The organism is Pseudooceanicola spongiae, from assembly GCF_014899185.1.
Classification (GTDB): domain Bacteria; phylum Pseudomonadota; class Alphaproteobacteria; order Rhodobacterales; family Rhodobacteraceae; genus Pseudooceanicola; species Pseudooceanicola spongiae.
On record NZ_CP045201.1, the window covers coordinates 2,712,594 to 2,732,460 of the forward strand.

The 19,867-nt window shown below is 66.3% G+C and carries 17 protein-coding genes and 1 riboswitch; of the genes, 12 read left to right on the top strand and 5 right to left on the bottom strand.

Annotated features, from left to right (window positions below; translation table 11 throughout):
- Positions 1–16: 16 nt before the first annotated feature.
- The gene (locus F3W81_RS12765) at positions 17–1,168 is read right to left on the bottom strand and encodes a sirohydrochlorin chelatase (protein WP_193079533.1); all 1,152 of its coding nucleotides are present in this window, start codon (positions 1,166–1,168) and stop codon (positions 17–19) included.
- Between the two features lie 5 nt (positions 1,169–1,173).
- Positions 1,174–1,413, bottom strand: coding sequence for a DUF6732 family protein (locus tag F3W81_RS12770; RefSeq protein ID WP_407692445.1), 240 nt, complete (start codon positions 1,411–1,413; stop codon positions 1,174–1,176).
- 352 nt (positions 1,414–1,765) lie between these two features.
- On the opposite strand from F3W81_RS12770, the gene F3W81_RS12775 reads away from it, so the two are divergent.
- Positions 1,766–2,770: a glutathione S-transferase family protein gene (locus tag F3W81_RS12775; protein ID WP_193079534.1), complete on the top strand. Its 1,005-nt coding sequence runs from the start codon at positions 1,766–1,768 to the stop codon at positions 2,768–2,770.
- A gap of 69 nt (positions 2,771–2,839) precedes the next feature.
- On the opposite strand, the gene F3W81_RS12780 is transcribed toward F3W81_RS12775, so the two are convergent.
- Positions 2,840–3,214 carry a DNA-binding transcriptional response regulator gene (locus F3W81_RS12780; RefSeq protein WP_193083855.1) on the bottom strand — a complete coding sequence of 125 codons (375 nt, stop codon included), beginning with the start codon at positions 3,212–3,214 and terminating at the stop codon, positions 2,840–2,842.
- A gap of 306 nt (positions 3,215–3,520) precedes the next feature.
- Here F3W81_RS12780 and F3W81_RS12785 point away from each other — a divergent pair, with 306 nt between their 5' ends.
- The 4 genes from F3W81_RS12785 to F3W81_RS12800 all read left to right on the top strand — a co-directional run bounded on the left by F3W81_RS12785 (position 3,521) and on the right by F3W81_RS12800 (position 6,984).
- A complete protein-coding gene (locus F3W81_RS12785) occupies positions 3,521–3,895 on the top strand; it encodes a DUF1636 family protein (protein WP_193079535.1) in 375 nt (124 codons plus the stop codon).
- Positions 3,892–4,833, top strand: coding sequence for a threonine-phosphate decarboxylase (locus F3W81_RS12790; protein ID WP_193079536.1), 942 nt, complete (start codon positions 3,892–3,894; stop codon positions 4,831–4,833). The genes F3W81_RS12785 and F3W81_RS12790 overlap by 4 nt, the downstream gene beginning before the upstream one ends.
- Entirely contained in the window at positions 4,830–5,738 is a 909-nt protein-coding gene (gene cbiB, locus F3W81_RS12795; protein WP_193079537.1) for an adenosylcobinamide-phosphate synthase CbiB, read from the top strand. Before F3W81_RS12790 ends, cbiB begins: the two co-directional genes overlap by 4 nt.
- Before the next feature lie 70 nt (positions 5,739–5,808).
- Positions 5,809–6,984 carry a lytic murein transglycosylase gene (locus F3W81_RS12800; RefSeq protein ID WP_193079538.1) on the top strand — a complete coding sequence of 392 codons (1,176 nt, stop codon included), beginning with the start codon at positions 5,809–5,811 and terminating at the stop codon, positions 6,982–6,984.
- 247 nt (positions 6,985–7,231) lie between these two features.
- Here F3W81_RS12800 and smc read toward each other — a convergent pair whose 3' ends face one another.
- Positions 7,232–10,687, bottom strand: a complete 3,456-nt coding sequence (gene smc, locus F3W81_RS12805; RefSeq protein ID WP_193079539.1) for a chromosome segregation protein SMC — start codon at positions 10,685–10,687, stop codon at positions 7,232–7,234.
- A 216-nt stretch (positions 10,688–10,903) separates the two neighbouring features.
- Positions 10,904–11,125, top strand: a riboswitch (cobalamin riboswitch).
- Between the two features lie 37 nt (positions 11,126–11,162).
- On the opposite strand from smc, the gene F3W81_RS12810 reads away from it, so the two are divergent.
- From F3W81_RS12810 to F3W81_RS12840, 7 genes are all read left to right on the top strand, one after another.
- A complete protein-coding gene (locus tag F3W81_RS12810) occupies positions 11,163–11,840 on the top strand; it encodes an energy-coupling factor ABC transporter permease (RefSeq protein WP_193079540.1) in 678 nt (225 codons plus the stop codon).
- Between the two features lie 83 nt (positions 11,841–11,923).
- Entirely contained in the window at positions 11,924–12,994 is a 1,071-nt protein-coding gene (gene cobW, locus F3W81_RS12815) for a cobalamin biosynthesis protein CobW (RefSeq protein WP_193079541.1), read from the top strand.
- Complete coding sequence (locus F3W81_RS12820) at positions 12,991–13,455, top strand: GNAT family N-acetyltransferase (protein WP_193079542.1); 465 nt, start codon at positions 12,991–12,993, stop codon at positions 13,453–13,455. The genes cobW and F3W81_RS12820 overlap by 4 nt, the downstream gene beginning before the upstream one ends.
- Before the next feature lie 78 nt (positions 13,456–13,533).
- Entirely contained in the window at positions 13,534–17,253 is a 3,720-nt protein-coding gene (gene cobN / locus F3W81_RS12825; protein WP_193079543.1) for a cobaltochelatase subunit CobN, read from the top strand.
- Positions 17,254–17,739 carry a GNAT family N-acetyltransferase gene (locus tag F3W81_RS12830; RefSeq protein WP_193079544.1) on the top strand — a complete coding sequence of 162 codons (486 nt, stop codon included), beginning with the start codon at positions 17,254–17,256 and terminating at the stop codon, positions 17,737–17,739. It abuts the gene before it with no gap.
- Positions 17,736–18,344 (top strand): cob(I)yrinic acid a,c-diamide adenosyltransferase, encoded by a 609-nt coding sequence (gene cobO / locus F3W81_RS12835; RefSeq protein ID WP_193079545.1) that lies wholly within the window; start codon positions 17,736–17,738, stop codon positions 18,342–18,344. The genes F3W81_RS12830 and cobO overlap by 4 nt, the downstream gene beginning before the upstream one ends.
- 70 nt (positions 18,345–18,414) lie before the next feature.
- A complete protein-coding gene (locus tag F3W81_RS12840) occupies positions 18,415–19,185 on the top strand; it encodes a FadR/GntR family transcriptional regulator (RefSeq protein WP_193079546.1) in 771 nt (256 codons plus the stop codon).
- A 104-nt stretch (positions 19,186–19,289) separates the two neighbouring features.
- Here the strand turns inward: F3W81_RS12840 and F3W81_RS12845 are convergent, their stop codons facing one another.
- Positions 19,290–19,865, bottom strand: a complete 576-nt coding sequence (locus tag F3W81_RS12845) for a F0F1 ATP synthase subunit B (RefSeq protein WP_193079547.1) — start codon at positions 19,863–19,865, stop codon at positions 19,290–19,292.
- Positions 19,866–19,867: the final 2 nt, after the last annotated feature.

The window sequence follows — 19,867 nt, forward strand, 5'->3', positions numbered from 1 at the left end:
AGATGAGAGAGCGGCGTCAGGCTTTGTGCTTGCGCGCGCTTTCGGGGCCATGCGGGTGTTTGGCGTGCGGATATTCGGGGTGGGCGTGGCCATGGTCATGATCGTGGGAATGGCTGTGGCCGTGGTCATGTGCATGGTCGTGCCCATGGCCGTGTGCGTGGTCGTGGGGATGATCATGTGCATGGTCATGAGGGTGATGGACATGGTCATGCGTGGCCTGCAGGCGGCACTCGCCAGTGCAGAAGGTGGCGCAGAGCTGGCAATCCTCGACGTTGGAGCCGGGGGCGCTGGCGCCCTGCCCCTCGACGTGGTGGTGGTGGCTTTCCTGCACGGCGCCGACCTCGGCCTCGAAGCCGAGCACCTGGACGCGGTATTTGCAGGTGGCGCAGTTGGGGGGCGGGATTTCCCCGACCTGTTCGGTGACGCGTTCGGCGAAGGTGGCCAGCACCTGGGCATGATCGTTGAGGTAACCCGCCTTGACGAACTGAATGTCCGGGTGCTGCGCCGCCACCTGATCGGTGAAGCCATAGATGCGGTCGATCAGGATGCCGGTAAAGAGGAAATACGGGAAGACGAGGATGCGCTTGTAGCCCAAGCGGGTCGCGTGGGTCAGGCAGGGTTCGACCAGCGGGAAGGTGACGCCGGAATAGCCGACCTCCATCCAGCCGAAGCCGAGGCCTTCCTGCAGCATCCGTGCGATCTTGGAGACGTTGCCGTTGGCGTCCGGATCAGACGCGCCGCGACCGATGACGACAAGGCAGGTTTCCTCGTAGGGCACTGTCCCGTGCTCGGCGTCGGCTGCCGCCATGGCATCGCGGACCCGCGCCCCGGCGGCGGCGATCATCTTGGGGTCGACGCCCAACTCGCGGCCATAGGAGATCTCGATCCCGTGCTTTGCGGCATAGGTGTTGAGCACCGTGGGGATGTCGTTCTTGGCGTGCATCGCCGCAAACAGCATCCCCGGCACCGCAAGGATGCGTTCGCATCCAGCCTCGCGCAGGCGGTCGAGGCCGTCGCGGATCACCGGATTGGCGAACTCCAGATAGCCGTAGTCGACCATCCAGTCGGGCGGCAGCAGGGCGGGCAGCTTTTGGGCAAGCACAGCGAATTCGTCGACAGCCGCCTGGCTGCGCGAGCCATGGCCGCAGATCATCACACCGGTTTTCATATGGGTCAGGCCTCTTGCAGATCTTCAGCGTCAGCGTCGGTTTCAGCGTCCGGGTCGCGGTCCTTGCGATCCGCATAGGCTTTCCACAGCCCGATGGCGATGGCCGCCCCAAGCGCCGCTGCCCCCAGCCAATGGCCATGGCCTGCGACATCCGCGAGGTGGCCGGGATGGGCCGCAGCCGGCATCGGTGCGACAAAGCCCGACATCAGGGCCGCAAGCGCGGCGACGGGTCTGAGTTTCAACATGATCTTCACATCCTTTCCTGGTCGGGCTTCGCCCGGCACGCGTGCAGGAAAGGCGCTGCGGTCACGGGTGTTGCACCGCCGACCGCGCATCCAGACGACGCACCCCCTGGCCCCCTGTCTGGGTCAGCCACAGCGGCGCACTCCTTTCCGGCCCGTGTCGGGCTCGTCTCTCTTCTTGCATAGCCGAGGCCCCCCCCTGACGCAATCCGCCAAAGCCCGGAACCGGGGAAGCCCGCCGTCGATGTGCAGGGTCGCACGAAGACTGCGCGCCTGTCGGGATTGGTCAGTGGCGACATCCGCCTTACCTGACCCCCAACAGACATTGACTTCACACGACGCGGAGGAGCGCAGGATGGGCCTACTGGTTGACGGCAAATGGCAGGACAAATGGTACGACACCAAGGAAACCGGCGGTAAATTCGTCCGCTCGGCGTCGCAATTCCGCAACTGGGTGACACCGGACGGCAGCGCCGGGCCGACCGGCACAGCCGGCTTTGCCGCCGAGAGCGGGCGCTATCACCTCTATGTCTCCTACGCCTGTCCCTGGGCGCACAGGGCACTGATCTTTCGTGCGCTGAAAGGGCTGGAGGATCACATCTCCGTCTCGGTCGTGCATCCGGACATGCTGGGGGAGGGCTGGGAATTCCGCACCGATTTCGACGGCGCGAGCGGCGACACGCTGATGGGCCTGCGCTATATGCATGAGGTCTACACCAGCGCACAGCCCGATGCCTCGACCCGCGTCACCGTGCCTGTGCTGTGGGACAAACAGACCGGCACCATCGTCTCGAACGAAAGCTCGGAGATCATCCGCATGTTCAATTCGGCCTTCGACGGGCTGACCGGCAACCGCGATGACTATTGGCCCGAACCGCTGCGCGACGAGATCGAAGCGATCAATGACCGCGTTTACGACACGATCAACAATGGCGTCTACAAGGCCGGTTTCGCCACCTCTCAGCAGGCCTATGACGAGGCCGTGCGCCCGTTGTTCGACAGTCTGGACTGGGTCGAGGCGATGCTGAGCGAGAACCGCTATCTGCTGGGTGATCGCGTGACTGAGGCCGACTGGCGTCTGTTCACCACGCTGATCCGCTTCGACAAGGTCTACCACACCCACTTCAAGTGCAACTTCAAGCGGATCGTCGACTACCCCAACATCTGGGACTATGTGCGCGAGCTTTACCAGCGGCCCGGCGTCGCGGCGACGGTGAACTTCGATCACATCACGCGGCACTATTACTACAGCCACGACACGATCAATCCCTATCGCATCCTGCCGATCACGCCTGACCTCGACCTCTGGGCACCGCATGGCCGGGACCGTGCCTCGCTGCAAAGCCTGCCGAAAAGCTGACCTGCGGCGCGGGTGGGCTCTCTGGCCTGCCCGCTCCCCTCTGGCCCGCTCCCCTCTGGCCCGCCCGCCTCAGGCGGTCTGACTTGAGAATGCGCCGAAATGCTCAACCATGGCTGCCAGATCCGACGGCGGCGCATCGGAGTTCACCATCGCACAGGCGTTGGTGGCATGCTGAAAGATCGACCCGTCAGAAAAGAAACAGGTGTTGGTGACAAAGATCACCTTTGCCTCGGGCCGGCGGTAATTGGCGAAATCGGCAACCGCCAGCGCGGAGCCCTTGGTCAGCACCAGATCCAGCACGATGACCTGAAAATCCTCGTTGCGCAGGCATTCGATGGCCGCGTCCTGACCATGCACAAGGCTCGTCTCGCAGCCCTGCCGGTCCAGATGGCGCTTCCAGACCCAGCCCAGCCGAGGCTCGCTCTCCACAACCAGAACCCGCATCTGCCGAGGCTCGCCCTGCCGATCCCCCGGCCGGGACATGCCCCAAGATCTCTCGTGGATATCACCCAAGGCACTGCCCTTCATGAACGACCCTCAGCGGATACGTCGACGTTAAGTCAAGATTTCTTAAATATGACTATCAGACTCAATTGATAACAAATCCTTAACAACTCCTTGCCGAGCCCCCGGCGCGGTTAACGGTTTGCAATTTTCCGCCGACTGCGATGAAAGCGGCGACAGCGGCGCGCGGACAGGCTACCTCGGGCCGGGCGGACGCTTACAGACATTGGCAGGCAAGGGCACCTCATGACAACCTGGATCACCATCTGCGACACCTGCAAGCGCGAAGGTTGGGATGCCGCCGCCGCGCAAAAGACCGATGGCGAAGTGCTGGCCGAGCGGATCGAGCCCCTCGCCGCCGCGCTTGGCGTCGCGACCCGCCGGGTGTCCTGCCTGATGGGCTGTGCGCATGGTTGCAACGTCGCGATTCAGGCGGCGGGCAAGCTCTGCTACACCTTGGGCCGCTTCGAGGGCACGGAGGAAGACGCCGCCGCCATCGCCGACTACGCCGCCCTGCACCAGGACAGCGCCAGCGGACAGGTCCCCTTTCGCCAGTGGCCACAGGGGGTGAAGGGTCATTTCGTCACGCGCCACCCGCCCCTGCCGGACGCCGCCGAATGAGCGACCAGCGCGATCACGGCGGCAACCTCGACGCGGCGATCCTGCGCCACGGCGGCAGCCGCGCCGACTGGGCCGACCTCTCCACCGGCATCAACCCCGTGCCCTACCCGCTGCCCACCCTGCCGCCCGAGGCATGGACTGCCCTGCCCGACCGCACCGCGCATGATGCCCTGATCGCCGCCGCCCGCGCGGTCTGGAACGTGCCTGAAGGCCGTGCCATCCTGCCCGTGCCCGGGGCCTCCTCTGCCATCGCCCATATACCCGCGCTCGCCCCTGCGGGCCGCGTCCATATCCCCGGCCCGACCTATAACGAACACGCCGCCGCTTTCGCCCGCCTCGGCTGGCAGGTCGATGCCCTTGCCGCGCCGGGGCAGAGCGCCACCGTCCTCGTCCACCCCAACAACCCCACCGGCGCGTTCCACCACACCCTGCCGACCAGCCCCCTCACCGTGCTGGACGAAAGCTTCTGCGACGTGGCGCCAGATCGCTCCCATGTCGCCTCAGCGCCCGACACCACGCTGATCCTCAAAAGTTTCGGCAAGTTCTGGGGCCTCGCCGGTCTGCGCCTCGGCTTCGTCATCGGCGCGCCAGAGCGCCTCGCAAGACTGTCGGACATGCTCGGCCCTTGGCCCGTGGCTGGCCCCGCCCTGCACATCGGCACCTGTGCACTCAGTGATACCGCATGGGCCGAGGCCACCCGCGCCCGCCTGACAGCGGACGCCGCCCACCTAGACACCCTGATGACGCGCCACGGCGCCACCCTGACCGGCGGCACCCCGCTGTTCCGCCTCTACACAGTGCCCGACGCGGCGGCCCTGCAAACCCGCCTCGCCCGCCACCATATCTGGAGCCGGATCTTCCCCTATTCCCCCACCTGGATCCGCCTCGGCCTGCCCGCCCCGGACCGCTGGGCGCACATCGGGGCCGCCCTCGCATGAGCCATGCCGCCATCCTCACCCTCGCCCTGCTGCTCGACGCGGCTCTGGGCGAGCCGCGCTGGCTCTGGTCGCGCCTGCCGCATCCCGCCGTCCTGATGGGCCGCCTGATCGGCTGGGCGGACGAGCAGATGAACCACGGCCAATATCGCCGCCTGCGCGGCGTCGCCCTGACGCTGGTGCTGGTACTGATCGGCTGGACCCTCGGCAGCGCCATCGCCGCCCTCGGCTGGCTGCCGCAACTGATGCTGGCCGCAATCCTGCTGGCGCAGCGCAGTCTGGTCCAGCACGTCGCCGCCGTCGCCCGCGCGCTACGTATCTCCCTGCCCGAGGCGCGCCGCACCGTCGCCATGATCGTCGGGCGCGACACCGCCCAGATGGATGGCCCCGCCGTCGCCCGCGCCGCGATTGAGAGCGCCGCCGAAAACGCCTCCGACGGAGTCGTCGCCCCGGCTTTCTGGTTCCTGATCGCGGGCCTGCCCGGTCTGCTGATCTACAAACTGATCAACACCGCTGACTCGATGATCGGCTACCGCACACCCCGACATGAGAGCTTTGGCTGGGCCGCTGCACGCCTTGATGATCTGCTCAACCTGATCCCCGCACGCCTCTCGGCCCTCGCCCTCGCCGCGCTCTCAGGTCACCTCAACGACTGGCGCGCCATCGTGACCGAGGCCAACCGCCACCGCTCTCCCAACGCCGGCTGGCCCGAAGCGGCCATGGCCCGCGCGCTGGATGTCGCCCTGTCCGGCCCGCGCGCCTACGACGGAGAGCTGCGCGATTACCCCTTCGTTCACCCCACCGGGCGCCACTTCGCCAGCGCCCGCGATATCGAGGCCGCCTGCACCCGCCTCTGGCACCTCTGGGGCTGCCTGCTGGGCGTTTCTCTGCTGGTCTGGATCCTCTGATCCGGCGTCATTGCCGTTTCGCGCCCGCCTGCGTAGGTTTCGCCGAACCCTGACGCCAAGGATATGCCCGATGACCCTGCGCCCCCTGCTGACCTCGCTCGCCCTGCTGGCCCCGCTCCCGGCGCTGGCACAAACCTGCGGAGGCCCCTTCGGCAGCTTCGTCCAAGGGCTGCAGCAGGAGGCGATCGCCAAGGGCCACGCCGCGGCGCAGGTCAAAGCCTTCTTCGCTTCAGCCAACTACACCCAGTCGGTCATCGACGCCGACCGCAAGCAGGGCGTCTTCCAGCTCGATTTCACCAGCTTCTCGCGCCGCCTGATCTCGCAGAACCGCCTCGACAACGGCGCGCGCAAGGCCAGGCAATACAGCGACACCTTCGCCCGCATCCAGTCGGGCTACGGCGTGCCGCCGGGTATCCTGCTGGCCTTCTGGGCGTTCGAGACCGACTACGGCGGCTTCCAGGGCGACTTCAACACCCTGAACGCTCTGGTCACCCTCGCCCACGACTGCCGCCGCCCCGAGCTGTTCCGCCCGCAGATCTTCGCCGCACTGAAGCTCTACGAACAGGGCGATTTCTCTCCCACAGCAACCACCGGGGCATGGGCAGGCGAGATCGGCATGGTGCAGATGCTGCCCGGCGACATCCTTGAGAACGGTGTCGACGGCGATGGCGACGGCCATGTCCGTCTCAAGACCTCGGCCCCCGACGCACTGATGTCCGGAGGCAAGATGCTGCGCGGCCTCGGCTGGGCCGCGAACCAACCCTGGCTGCAGGAAATCACCCTGCCCGCAGAAATGGACTGGTCCCAAACGGGACTGCGCACCACCCAGACCCCGGCCAAGTGGCAATCCCTCGGGGTCCAGCCCCGCTCAGGCCAATGGCAAAGCGCCAACCTGCCCGCCTCGATCATTCTGCCTCAGGGACGCCACGGCCCGGCCTTCCTCGCCTACCCCAACTTCTCGACATTGTTCGAGTGGAACCAGAGCTTTACCTACGTCCTGACCGCCGCTTATTTCGCGACCCGCCTGAGCGGTGCTCCGCTGTTCGATCCGCGCACACCCGACACAGGCCTGACCGGGCCACAGCTGAAGTCCCTGCAACAAAAGCTGCAAGCAAAAGGCTTTGACGTCGGCGGCGCCGACGGCATCCTGGGTGAAAAAAGCCGCGAGGCTGTACAAACCGTGCAGCAGCAGCTTGGCCTGCCCGCTGACGCCTGGCCCACCCCCGAGCTGCTGAACCGGCTCTGAACAACACAGCGGAGGAGGGGCGCTGCCCCTCCCGGGCCTGCGGCCCTCCCTCCCCGGGATATTTTCAACAGGGAAACATGTCGGGGAGGCTCTTTGTCATCTTGCCGGAAATACTTCCGCCGGAGGCATCCAACGCTGCGAGCCTCCATGACTTCCATGCGGGGAGACCCCGGCGAAAAAATCATAAATTGCACCGTTCAGATACCGTCTTGAATACCGACCGGATACCGACGTTGGTTTACCGGCCTCAGGCGACCATCTGCTCAGCTTTCTTGAGATCGACCGAGACCAGCTGACTGACCCCCTGCTCCTGCATCGTCACGCCGAAAAGACGGTCCATTCGCGCCATCGTCACTGCGTGGTGCGTAATGATAAGGAATCGCGTGTCGGTGCGCCGGCACATTTCATCCAGCAGATCGCAGAACCGTGTCACGTTGGCATCATCCAGCGGCGCATCGACTTCGTCCAGCACGCAGATCGGGGCGGGATTGGCCAGAAAGACTGCGAAGATCAATGCCATAGCGGTCAAGGTCTGCTCGCCGCCTGACAACAGGCTCAGTGTCGACAGCTTTTTGCCCGGGGGCTGACACATGATCTCGAGCCCAGCGTCAAGGGGATCCTCGCTCTCCACCAGCACCAAGTTGGCCTCACCGCCATTGAACAAATGCCTGAAAAGAAGGGAGAAGTTGCTGTTCACCTGTTCAAACGCAGTCAGCAGGCGCTCGCGACCCTCGCGGTTCAGGCCGGAAATTCCGTTGCGCAGCGCACGGATCGCCTCTTCCAGATCGGCCTTTTCCGACACCAGGGTGTCATGCTCCTCGCGCACCTCCTTGGCGTCTTCCTCAGCGCGCAGGTTGACGGCGCCGAGTGCCTCACGTTGGCGTTTCAGGCGATTCACATCGGCCTCGATCTGCTCGGAGGCCGGCATCTTTTCCACTTCGATATCAAGGCTTTCCAGCAATTGCTTCGGCGTCATTTCCTGCGCCTCAGCGATCCTTTCGGCCGCATAACTCACGGCTTCGGACGCCGCATCGCCCCGCGCCTCGGCCCGGGCGCGCGCCTCTCGGGCTTCGCTTGCCGTGCGTTCGCTGTCGCGTTCGTTCGCCACCGCTTCGCGCAGCTGCGCCTCGGCCTCGGCCAGCAGGTCCGCAGCCCGGGCGCGCCGAGCCTCGGCCTCCTCGATGGCCTCGCTCAACTCTTCGCGGCGGGCCTCCAGTTCCTCGGGTTCGGCCATGGCTTCGCCCAGCTGGTCCTCAGCCTCGTCCCGGCGTGCGTCGAGTTCGGACATACGCCGATCCGCGCTTTCCAGCCGATGACGCCAGCCGCTTGTTTCCTTTGTGATTTCCTGGGATCGACGGGTGCGCGCCTCGCCTTCGCGGCGGATCTCGTCATGCCCGGCCCGGCGTGAGATCATAGCCATCCGCGCGGCCTCAACGGTCATGCGCAGCTGCTCGATTCCGGCGCGGGCATCGTCGAGATTTTCCAGATCCCCGACGCCTGCCTCGGCTTCCCTGAGCTGGACACGCCCTGCCAAAGCATCTTCTTCGTGGCGTGTGACGGCGAGCCCGAGGGCCTCAAGCTTGCTCTCTGCCATATTGCGCTCGGCGTCGGCGCGGCTCATCCGGCGGGCGGCTTCGGCGAGCAGACGATCGGCATCGACACGCGCCTGACGCGCCGCTTTATCTGCGGCGGACAAAGCACTTAGCCGTTCGGTCAGCACCTCGTGGGCATCCCGGACGACCTCAGCGCGGCTCTCTGCCTGTTCCAGCTCGGCGCGCAATTCTTCCAGCCGGTTCAGCTGCTGAAGGCGCAGCGCCGCGGCAGAGGGTGCATCCTCGGCCCAGGCGCGAAAGCCGTCCCAACGCCAGAGGTCGCCCGCCACCGTGACCAGCCGTTGACCCGGTTGCAGCTGCGCCTGCAGATCAGCCGACTGGCCTGCCTCGACCAGACCGATCTGAGAGATCCTGCGCTGCAAAACCGCGGGCACCGTGACGAAATCCGACAGGGGTACCGCGCCAAGCGGCAGCGGCTGTGCCAGATCATACGCCGGCAGCGTCACCCATCCGGAGGGCCCATCCCCCGCCACGACGGGCGCACGCAGGTCATCCGCAAGTGCCGCGCCAAGTGCCTTCTCATAGCCCGGCGCGACCTTGAGCACGTCAAGCACCTGACCGCCCTCGGAGGTGTCGCGCTGCACCAGTTTCGACAGCCCGCGCACCTCTGCATCCAGCGCATTCACCTCGCCCTCCGCCGAGGAGCGCGCGGCGCGGGCGTCGGTTTCCTCAGACTGCGCCTGCGCACGGGCGGCCTCGGCCTCGGCAAGAGTATCCTCGGCGGTCTCCACCGTGCCGCGTGCGATCTCTTCAGCCTCGACAGCGCCCTCGAACTCCTCGTCAGCACGTTCGGAAATTGCCCGGGCCTCAGCCACGGCAGCAAGGGCCTTTTCGGCCTCGGCTTCGCTGCGGGCCAGCGTCTTGCGGCTGTCATCCAGCAGGCGATGTGCCGACTGGTGACGCGCCGCGAGACGGGCAACGTCTTCTGTCAATTGCGAAAGATCCGCCTCACGATCCGTCAGGACCGAGGCGGCTTCGACAGACAACTCAGCCGCTTCGGAGAGGCGATCCGCGTGGCCGTCATGGGCCTTGGCGATTTCGCGCGCCTCCCACTCCAGCCGCTCGATCGTCTCGTTTGCGTCGCGGTTCAGCCCCGCCTCACGCTCGCGGTCCTTCACCAGCTGCTCGATCCGGTTCCTCAGCGTCATGATCGTCTGCATGGCGCGGGTCTGCTGATCGGCCAGCGCGTCACGCTGCACCACGAGGCGTTGCAGGACGGCGGCCGCAATGGCCTCTTCCTCGCGGCGGGGCGGCAGGGTCTCTTCCAGCTCGGTGCGCACACGGGCCGCGTCACGTGCATTGCGCTCTGCCTGAGAGGCCAGGGTCGCCCGTTCGCGCAACTCGGCCAGCGCCACGTTGCGCGCCTCATCCGCCTCGCGCCAGCGCCGGTAGAGCAGCAGCCCCTCGGCCTGACGCAGCTCTCCACCTATGGCGCGATAGCGGGCGGCCTGACGCGCCTGACGCTCCAGCGCTGCCAGTTGCTGGGCCAGCTGCTCGACCACGTCATCGACGCGGGTCAGGTTCTGTTCGGCACCTTTCAGCTTCAGCTCAGCCTCATGGCGGCGCTGATAAAGGCCGGAGATCCCGGCGGCCTCTTCCAGAATGCGACGGCGGCTTTTCGGCTTGGCGTTGATCAGCTCGGAAATCTGCCCCTGCCGCACCAGCGCGGGCGAATGCGCGCCGGTCGAGGCATCGGCGAACAGCATCTGCACATCGCGCGCCCGCACGTCACGGGCGTTCGCCTTATAGGCGCTGCCGACGTCGCGGGTGATGCGGCGCACGATCTCGACCTGATCCTCGTCGTTGAAACCGGGGGGCGCGAGGCGGTCATGGTTGTCAATATGCAGGCAGACCTCGGCAAAGTTGCGCGCGGGCCGGGTCGAGGCACCGGCGAAGATCACATCCTCCATGCCGCCGCCGCGCATAGCAGTGGGGCGATTTTCGCCCATGACCCACCGCAGCGCCTCCAGCAGGTTCGACTTGCCACAGCCGTTCGGCCCGACAACGCCGGTCAGACCTTCGCTGATGATCAGGTCGGTCGGGTCGACGAAGCTCTTGAAGCCGGTCAGCCGTAATCTGGAAAAGCGCATTGCCTGTGCCTTTCAGGGGCGAGGGGTGATTCCTAGTGTGCTCGAAAGACTGCGGGTCAGGGGCATCGGTGTCAACGATAACGCCGCAGGATATGGGACGCCTCCTTGGGTTTTCCACAAGATATTGCGGCCATACAGGCAAAGCCCCGCCGCTCTCACGTCAAAATCGACGCAATGCCGCCTGCAATGGCGCTTGACGGCAAGGGGGCATCCACGGCACTCCTGTCCGGGTACGGTTCCCCCGCGTCGGTGCAAAGCATCCAGGGGGTGAAACGGGAATGCGGAAAAGGGTGACCCACACAGGGGCCCGAACGCCGCAGCCGCCCCCGCGACTGTGACGCGGCAAGCAGCGCCTGACATGCCACTGGGTCCGCCCGGGAAGGCCAGGACTGCGCCAGAGCCGCCAGCCAGGAGACCGGCCGTGCAGGAACGTAACCCATCGGGCCGTCGGGTGTGACGGCCAAGGAGACCCGAAATGCATATCGAACCCGGCTTGCTTGATCCGGCCAAAATGGTCCTGTCCTACGCCACCGCCGCAGGGGCCGCCGCCTATACCGTGAAACTGGGCGTAACCGCCCTGCGCGAAAAGGGCCTCGGCTCGCTTCTGGCGCGCATCGGGGTGGGTGCTGGCGCCGTCTTCACCTTCTTCCAGCTGCTGCCGCACTTCCAGGTCGGCATCTCCGAGGTGCACTTCATCCTTGGCTCGACGCTGTTCCTGCTGCTGGGTGCCGCGCCTGCTGCCGTCGCCCTCGCCCTCGGCCTGCTGCTGCAGGGCGTCTTTTTCGCGCCCTTCGATCTGCCGCAATACGGCGCCAACGTCACCACCCTGCTGGTGCCGCTGTTTGCCGTCAGCGCGCTGGCGAACAAGCTGATTTCCAGCGACACGCCCTATGTCGACATCAAGTACCGCGACGCCCTCGCCCTCTCGACCGCCTATCAGGGCGGTGTCGTGCTCTGGGTCGCCTTCTGGGCCTTCTACGGTCAGGGCTTCACCGCCGCGACGACCACTTCGGTCTTCACCTTCGGTGGCGCCTACATGATGGTCGTCCTGATTGAGCCGCTGGCCGACCTCGCCGTCCTGGCCGGGGCCAAGTCGCTGCGCGGGCTGTCGAAATCCGGCCTGACCACGCCGCGCCTGTTCAACCGCGCCTGATCTGACACTATCGCGACACGGCGCGCCGGGGGGCCTCCCTCCGGCGCCGCTTTGCTTTTCAGCCACTCCGCAGGAGCCTCCCCATGCCCGCAAAAATCCCCGCAACCGTCATCACCGGCTTCCTCGGCGCCGGCAAGACGACGCTGATCCGCCACATGCTGACCCACGCCAAGGGCAAGCGGATCGCCCTGATCATCAACGAATTCGGCGACCTCGGTGTGGATGGCGACATCCTCAAGGGCTGCGGCGACAGCGCCTGCCGGGATGAGGACATCATGGAGCTGTCCAACGGCTGCATCTGCTGCACCGTCGCCGAAGACTTCATCCCGACGATGGAGGCCCTGCTGGCCCGCCCCGACAAGCCCGACCATATCGTGATCGAAACCTCTGGCCTTGCGCTGCCGCAACCACTGATCCGCGCCTTCAACTGGCCCGCGATCTCGACGCAGGTGACCGTCGATGGCGTCGTCACCGTGGTCGATGGCCGCGCCGTGACCGAGGGTCGCTTTGCTCATGACGAGGCAGCCGTCTCCGCCGCCCGCGACGCCGATGACAGCATCGACCACGAAACACCCCTGTCGGAGCTCTTTGAAGACCAGCTCGCCTGTGCCGACATGATCGTCGTCAACAAGGCCGACCTGCTCTCCGAAACCGAACTGGCGCTGACCATGGACGCGCTGAAAACCGGCGCGCGCCCCTCCGTACAGGTCGTCTCTTCCGCCATGGGTGTGCTGCCCGTCGACGTGCTTCTGGGCATGGGCATCGGCGCCGAATCCGACATGGAGGCGCGTCACGAAGTCCACCATCACCACCACGATGATGAGGATGATCACGACGACGAGGACGAGGACGATCACCACCACCACGATCACGATGAATTCGAGAGCTTCGTCGTCACCCTGCCCGAAATCACCGACCCCAAGGCCTTCTCGGCAAAGGTCTCGGCCATCATCGCCGAACACGACATCCTGCGCCTCAAGGGCTTCGCGGCGGTCACCGGCAAACCGATGCGCCTGACCATCCAGGCCGTCGGCCCGCGCATCGACAGCTATTTTGACCAGCCCTTCGGCACCGGGCCGCGCGAAACCCGTCTCGTGGTCATCGGTCAAACAGGCCTCGACCGCGCCGCAATCGAGACGGCCCTCGCCGCATGATTGTCGTCGAAGCCTCTGCTCCCAACACCCCCGAAGCAACCCGCCTGCTCGACGCCTCACAGGCGCTGATGCGCCGGCTCTACAACCCCGAGGAAAACCACTTCCTCAGCCACGATGCCCTGCTGGCCGACGACATCCGCTTCTTTATCGCCCGCATCGGCGATGAGGTCCTCGGCTGCGCCGCCCTGCAGATCAAGACAGGCTACGGCGAGGTCAAGAGCTTTTACACCGACGAAGCCGCCCGTGGCCGCGGCATCGGGGCCGCTCTGCTGCGCCAGATCGAAGACCAGGCCCGCGCCGAAGGCCTCCCCCTGCTGCGCCTCGAAACCGGCGACGCACTCGCTGCCGCCTGCCGCCTCTATGAGCGCCACGGCTATACCCGCTGCGGCGTCTTCGGCGACTACCCCGACAACGGCGTCTCTGTCTTCATGCAAAAGCCGCTCACGTCCGCCCAAGGCTGACGGCTCACTCATCTTGCCCCAAATACTTCCGCCGGAGGCCCTGCCCCGCAGCCCTCCGGCGCCCTGAAATGAGGCCCCATGCATCTTCTCGCCGCCACCCCCGGACGTATCGACGACGGTGTCGAGGCCGTGGACCTCAGCCAGACCCCCGCCGATGTCGTGCTGATCTCCGCTGCTGATACCGAGCTTGCCGCCCTCTCCCAGGCCCGCGCGGCCATGCCAGAGGCCCCCTCGCTGCGCCTCGCCCAACTCTCCAACCTGACCCACCCGATGTCGGTTGACCTGCACCTCGACGACTGCGCGACGAAATCCCGCCTCGTCATCGCCCGCGTGCTCGGCGGCACCGGTTACTGGCGCTACGGCATCGAACAGTTCTCCGCCCGCCTGCACGCCGCGGGAGTCCCCTTCCTCGCCCTGCCCGGCGACGACAAGCCCGACCCCGAGCTGCGCGCCCTCTCCACCCTGCCCGACGCCGACTACGACGCCCTCTGGGCCTACCTGGTCGAGGGCGGCCCGGCCAATGCCACCGGCTTCCTGCAGTATTGCCGCGCGCTGATCGAAGACCGCGAAAAGCCCAGCCCCGCCACACCGCTGCTGCGCGCGGGCCTCTACTGGCCCGGCACCAGCAAACCCACGCTCGACACTCTCCAAGCCCACTGGACCAAAGACGCGGCAACCGTCCCCATCGTCTTCTACCGCGCGCTGGTGCAGGGCGCCGGACTCGCCCCCATCGACGGCCTGATCCGCGCTCTCCGAGCAGAAGGCCTCAACCCCCTGCCCGTCTTCGTCGCCTCGCTGAAAGACCCGGTCTCCGCCGCCACCCTCGACCACCTCTTCTCGCAGACCCACCCCGAGGCGATCCTGAACTGCACCGCATTCGCCACCGGCTCGCCGCACGGCGATGCGGGCGACCAGAACCCCTTCGCCAAAGCATCGGCCAACACCGCCACGGTCTTCCAGGTGGTCCTCGCCGCCTCGTCCGAGGCCGCCTGGGCCGAGGGCCTCTCCGGCCTCTCCGCCCGCGACATCGCCATGAACGTCGCCCTGCCCGAAATCGACGGTCGCATCCTGTCGCGCGCCATCAGCTTCAAGGGCCAGAGCCACTTTGACGCCGCCACCGAATGCCCCATCGCCGTCTATCAGGCCCGCCCCGACCGTATCGCCTTCACCGCCAAACTCGCTGCCAACTGGATCCGCCTGCGCCGCACCCCTGCGCCCGACCGCCGCGTCGCCCTGATCCTGGCCAACTACCCCAACAAGGACGGCCGCCTCGCCAATGGCGTCGGCCTCGACACGCCCGCCGCCACCGTCCACGCCCTCAACCTGCTGGCGCGCAACACCTACACCGTCGAAAATATACCCACCGACAGCGACGCGCTGATGCAGGCGATCCTCGCAGGCCCCACCAACTGGCTGACCGACCGCGCCACCACAGCCGGCGGCGTCACCCTCTCCCTCGCCACCTACCTGAACCACTTCAACGCCCTGCCCGAAGACATCCGCCAAAAGGTCACCGACCGCTGGGGCCCACCCGAAGCCGACCCCTTCTTCTTGCCCGCAATACTCCCCCCGGAGGGTCGCCCCACCAGCAGCGCCACGCCCGGCTTCAAGCTCTCCGTCCTCCAACACGGCAATGTGGTCATCGGCATACAGCCCGCGCGCGGCTACAACATCGACCCGACCGAGACCTACCACGCCCCCGACCTCGCCCCGCCGCACAACTACCTCGCCTTCTACATCTGGCTGCGCGCAGAGTTCGGCGCCCACGCGCTGGTGCACATGGGCAAACACGGCAACCTCGAATGGCTGCCCGGCAAGGCCGTCGCCCTGTCCGAGAGCTGCTTCCCCGAGGCGGTCTTCGGCCCCATGCCCCACATCTACCCCTTCATCGTCAACGACCCGGGCGAGGGCACGCAAGCCAAGCGCCGCACGCAGGCCGTCATCGTCGACCACCTGACCCCACCGCTGACCCGCGCCGAAAGCTACGGCCCCCTGCGCGACCTCGAAGCGCTGGTCGATGAATACTACGAGGCCGCCGGCGTCGATCCGCGCCGCATCGCCCACCTGTCGCGCGAGATCCTGTCGCTGACCTCGGTCACCGGCGTCGACAAGGATGCGGGCTTCACCGGCGACAAGGACGGTGACCTTGCGAAACTCGACGCTTGGCTCTGCGAGCTGAAAGAGGCACAGATCCGTGACGGTCTGCATGTCTTCGGCCAGTCGCCAGAGGGGCGGCTGTCGCGAGACCTCCTCCTCGCGCTGACACGCATCCCGCGGGGCGCAGGCAAGGGCAAGGACGCCTCTCTGCCCCGCGCCCTCGCCGCCGATTTCGCGATGACATTCGATCCGCTGGACTGTGAGATGGCCGCCCCATGGGCCGGCCCCCGCCCCGAGGTGCTGGCCCAGCTCGACACCAGCCTCTGGCGCAGCAACGGCGACACCGTCGAGCGGTTGGAGCTGTTCGCCGCCGCGCTGCTGGACGGCGCAGCGCAGGCCCCCGGCCCCGCATCCCGCGTGGTGCTGGACGAGATCACCCAGACCATCGCCCCCACTCTGGCTGCCTGCGGCCCCAGCGAAGGGGCGGGCCTCCTCACCGCCCTTGCAGGGCACTTCCTCGCCCCGGCGCCATCCGGCGCGCCCACCCGCGGCCGTCTCGATACACTGCCAACCGGGCGCAACTTCTACTCCGTCGACAGCCGCGCCGTGCCGACCCCCACCGCCTGGGCTCTGGGCTGGAAAAGCGCCACCCTGCTGATCGAACGGCACCTGCAGGACCAGGGCGACTGGCCCCGCACCCTGCTGCTGACCGCATGGGGCACCGCGAACATGCGCACGGGGGGCGACGACATCGCCCAGGCCCTCGCCCTGATGGGCGTCAAGCCGCAATGGGACGCCGCCAACCGCCGCGTGACGGGCTTTGAGATCCTGCCCCTGACCACCCTCGACCGGCCCCGCGTCGACGTGACCCTCCGCATCTCCGGCTTCTTCCGCGATGCCTTCCCGCAGCTGATCGCGCTCGTCGACAGCGCCTCCCGCGCCGTTCAGGCACTGGACGAACCCGACGACATGAACCCCGCCGCCGCCCGCGCCCGCGCAGGCGAGGCACAATCCCGCGTCTACGGCTCCAAACCCGGGGCCTATGGCGCAGGCCTGCAGGCGATGATCGACGAACGCCTCTGGAACGAGCGCGCCGACCTCGCGGAGGCCTACCTCGAATGGGGCAGCTATTCCTACGGCGCAAAGGACGAAGGCACCCGTGACGCGAAAGGTCTGCGCGCCCGCCTCGCCCAGACCGAGGGCATCGTGCAAAACCAAGACAACCGTGAGCACGACCTTCTCGACAGCGACGACTACTACCAGTTTGAGGGCGGTGCCGCTGCCGCCGTCGCCTCCCTGCGCGGGGCCGACGTGCCGCTCTACCACAACGACCACTCGCGCCCCGAACGCCCGGTCATCCGCACGCTGGACGAGGAGCTGTCCCGCGTCATCCGGTCCCGCGTGGTGAACCCCAAGTGGATCGAGGGCGTCAAACGCCACGGCTACAAGGGCGCGTTCGAGATCGCGGCGACCGTCGACTATCTTTTCGCCTTCGCCGCCACGACCAATGCCGTGAAGAACCACCATTTCGACCTTGTCGAGGCTGCCTTCCTAGAGGACGACGAGACGCGCCAGTTCATAGCCGACCACAATGCCCCCGCGCTGGCCGAGATCGCGCAACGTCTGCAAGAGGCGATCGACCGTGGCCTCTGGACCCCACGCTCCAACTCCGCCCGAGCCCGGATCGAGGCGCTGATCTGAATGCGACCGAAACGCCTCACCCCTACGGATGACTTCACCGCACTGCACCAGCTGCTGGTCACGGCCTTCGCCTATATGGAGGGCCGGATCGACCCGCCTTCCTCCCTGCACCGCATGACCCCGCAAACGCTGGCGAGAGACGCCGCGCAAGCCGAGGTCTGGGCGCTGCACGACGCCGATACCCTCCTGGCCTGCATGATCCTGACGCCAAAACCGGACCACCTATACCTGGGCAAACTGGCCACCGCGCAGGGTCATCGCGGCAAGGGCCTCGCCCGCCAGATGATTGCCCACGCCGAGGCCCGTGCCCGCGCGCTCCACCTGCCAACGATCCAGCTGCAAACCCGGATCGAGCTGACCGAAAATCACACCACCTTCCAGCGCCTCGGCTTTCGAGAGATCGCGAGCACCGCCCATCCGGGCTATGATCGGCCAACCTCGCTGACCTTCGCCAAGCCCCTCACGCCTCAAGGAGACCACCCATGACCGACGACAGTGCCCGCCACGCGGTAAAGATGGCCAAGAAGAAGGTCGCCCGTGACAAGATCATGGCAACCAAGACCGACCAGAAGGGCCTGATCATGGTCCACACCGGCAAGGGCAAAGGCAAAAGCTCCGCCGCCTTCGGCATGATCTTCCGCTGCATCGCCCACGACATGCAATGTGCCGTCGTCCAGTTCATCAAGGGCGGCATGAGCACGGGCGAGCGCGATCTGATCCTCAAGCACTTCCCCGACACCTGCGCCTTTCACACGATGGGCGAGGGCTTCACCTGGGAAACTCAGGACCGCGACCGCGACACCGAGATGGCCCAAGCCGCCTGGGAAAAGGCCAAGGAGCTGATCCGCGACCCCGCCAACCACATGGTCCTGCTCGATGAAATCAACATCGCCCTGCGCTATGACTACATCGACATCAACGAGGTCGTGTCCTTCCTCCAGACCGAAAAGCCCGAGATGACCCATGTCGTTCTGACGGGGCGCAACGCCAAGGACGAGCTGATCGAGGCCGCCGACCTCGTCACGGAAATGGAGCTGATCAAGCACCCCTTCCGCTCCGGCATCAAGGCGCAGATCGGCGTCGAATACTGACGCCACACGCCCACCTTGCCCCCGGCGCCGCCTGGTCATAAAATCTGACCAAACAGCACAGGCGGCGCCCATGCCCTTCCAACCGATCCAGCCCGAAAAACGCGCCGACGCAGTGATCCGCCAGATCGAGCTGCTGATCCTGCGCGGCATCCTGCGTCCCGGCGAACGCCTGCCGGCCGAACGCGATCTGGCTGAGCGCATGGCCGTCTCGCGCCCCTCGCTGCGCGAAGCCCTCTCCACTCTGCAGGACCGAGGCCTGCTGGAACCGCGCGCCGGCTCAGGTGTCTACGTGGCAGACGTACTGGGCGATGCCTTCTCGCCCGCGCTGGTCTCGCTGTTCCAGCGCCATGAGGAGGCTGTCTTCGACTACCTCTCCTTCCGCCGCGATCTTGAGGGGCAGGCCGCCGAACGTGCCGCCCGTGACGGGCTCGCGGCCGACCTCGCCCTCGTCGATACGGTGATGCAAAAGATGCAGCGGGCCCACGACGCCAATGACCCTGCTGAGGAGGCCCGCCTCGACGCCGAATTCCACATGGCGATTTTGGAGGCGAGCCACAACACCGTCCTGCTGCATATGATGCGCTCGATGTTTGCCTTGCTGCGGCAAGGCGTCTTCGACAACCGCGAAATCCTCTTTGCCCACTCGGCCACCCGCGAAAGCCTGCTCGCACAACACGGCGCTATCAATACCGCCCTGCAAGACCGCGCGCCCGCACGCGCCCGCGCCGCGGTTGAAACCCACCTCGACTTCGTGCGCGCCGCCTACCAGGCCCACCTCGCTGCCGAACGCCATGCCGAGATCGCCCGCATGCGCCTGCATCAGGAACAACGGCGCGACTGAACCTTCTTCTTGCTGCAATATTCCCGCCGGAGGCTCCGCACCCTCAAAACGAAAAAACCCGGCCAAGGCCGGGTTCATCGTCAATTTAGTGCAAGGGCAAAGCCTCAGTTCAGGCGCGCCTTGACCGTATCGATCGAGCTGTCGATCAGACCATCGGCCTGCTCTTTTGTCAGCTGCTTGGCGATCACGTCGCGCGCAGCAGCCACGGCCACGATCACGGCACGGTCGCGGACTTCCTTGACAGCAGCCTTCTCAGCCGACTCGATCTGTTCCTCTGCGGCCTTCAGACGACGCGCAATGGAGACCTTCAGATCGGCCTTCGCCTGATCAGCAGCAGCATTCGCATCCGCCCGTGCGGCGTCGACGATGCGATCCGCCTGTGCCTGAACTTCCTTCTGCTTGCGCTCATAGGAGGCCAGCAGGCTCTGGGCTTCGTCGCGCAGCGCGCGGGCTTCGTCCAGCTCGGACTTGATGCCCGAGGACCGCTTGTCCAGCAGGCCACCGATCAGCCCGGGAACCTTGAAATAGACAAGGATCCCGATGAACAGGATGAAAGCCAACAGCACGATGAAGTTCGTGTTGTGCAGCGAAAAGAACGGGCCCGTCGCGGCGAAGGCCGGGCTGGCGACAAGCGCCAGACCAACAGTTGCCGGGGCGAGGGTCATTGCAGACTTGCGCATAA

Coding starts and splice junctions, on each gene's coding strand:
- F3W81_RS12765 (WP_193079533.1), bottom strand. CDS start 1,168: ATGAAAACCGGTGTGATGATCTGCGGCCATGGCTCGCGCAGCCAGGCG.
- F3W81_RS12770 (WP_407692445.1), bottom strand. CDS start 1,413: ATGTTGAAACTCAGACCCGTCGCCGCGCTTGCGGCCCTGATGTCGGGC.
- F3W81_RS12775 (WP_193079534.1), top strand. CDS start 1,766: ATGGGCCTACTGGTTGACGGCAAATGGCAGGACAAATGGTACGACACC.
- F3W81_RS12780 (WP_193083855.1), bottom strand. CDS start 3,214: ATGCGGGTTCTGGTTGTGGAGAGCGAGCCTCGGCTGGGCTGGGTCTGG.
- F3W81_RS12785 (WP_193079535.1), top strand. CDS start 3,521: ATGACAACCTGGATCACCATCTGCGACACCTGCAAGCGCGAAGGTTGG.
- F3W81_RS12790 (WP_193079536.1), top strand. CDS start 3,892: ATGAGCGACCAGCGCGATCACGGCGGCAACCTCGACGCGGCGATCCTG.
- cbiB (WP_193079537.1), top strand. CDS start 4,830: ATGAGCCATGCCGCCATCCTCACCCTCGCCCTGCTGCTCGACGCGGCT.
- F3W81_RS12800 (WP_193079538.1), top strand. CDS start 5,809: ATGACCCTGCGCCCCCTGCTGACCTCGCTCGCCCTGCTGGCCCCGCTC.
- smc (WP_193079539.1), bottom strand. CDS start 10,687: ATGCGCTTTTCCAGATTACGGCTGACCGGCTTCAAGAGCTTCGTCGAC.
- F3W81_RS12810 (WP_193079540.1), top strand. CDS start 11,163: ATGCATATCGAACCCGGCTTGCTTGATCCGGCCAAAATGGTCCTGTCC.
- cobW (WP_193079541.1), top strand. CDS start 11,924: ATGCCCGCAAAAATCCCCGCAACCGTCATCACCGGCTTCCTCGGCGCC.
- F3W81_RS12820 (WP_193079542.1), top strand. CDS start 12,991: ATGATTGTCGTCGAAGCCTCTGCTCCCAACACCCCCGAAGCAACCCGC.
- cobN (WP_193079543.1), top strand. CDS start 13,534: ATGCATCTTCTCGCCGCCACCCCCGGACGTATCGACGACGGTGTCGAG.
- F3W81_RS12830 (WP_193079544.1), top strand. CDS start 17,254: ATGCGACCGAAACGCCTCACCCCTACGGATGACTTCACCGCACTGCAC.
- cobO (WP_193079545.1), top strand. CDS start 17,736: ATGACCGACGACAGTGCCCGCCACGCGGTAAAGATGGCCAAGAAGAAG.
- F3W81_RS12840 (WP_193079546.1), top strand. CDS start 18,415: ATGCCCTTCCAACCGATCCAGCCCGAAAAACGCGCCGACGCAGTGATC.
- F3W81_RS12845 (WP_193079547.1), bottom strand. CDS start 19,865: ATGCGCAAGTCTGCAATGACCCTCGCCCCGGCAACTGTTGGTCTGGCG.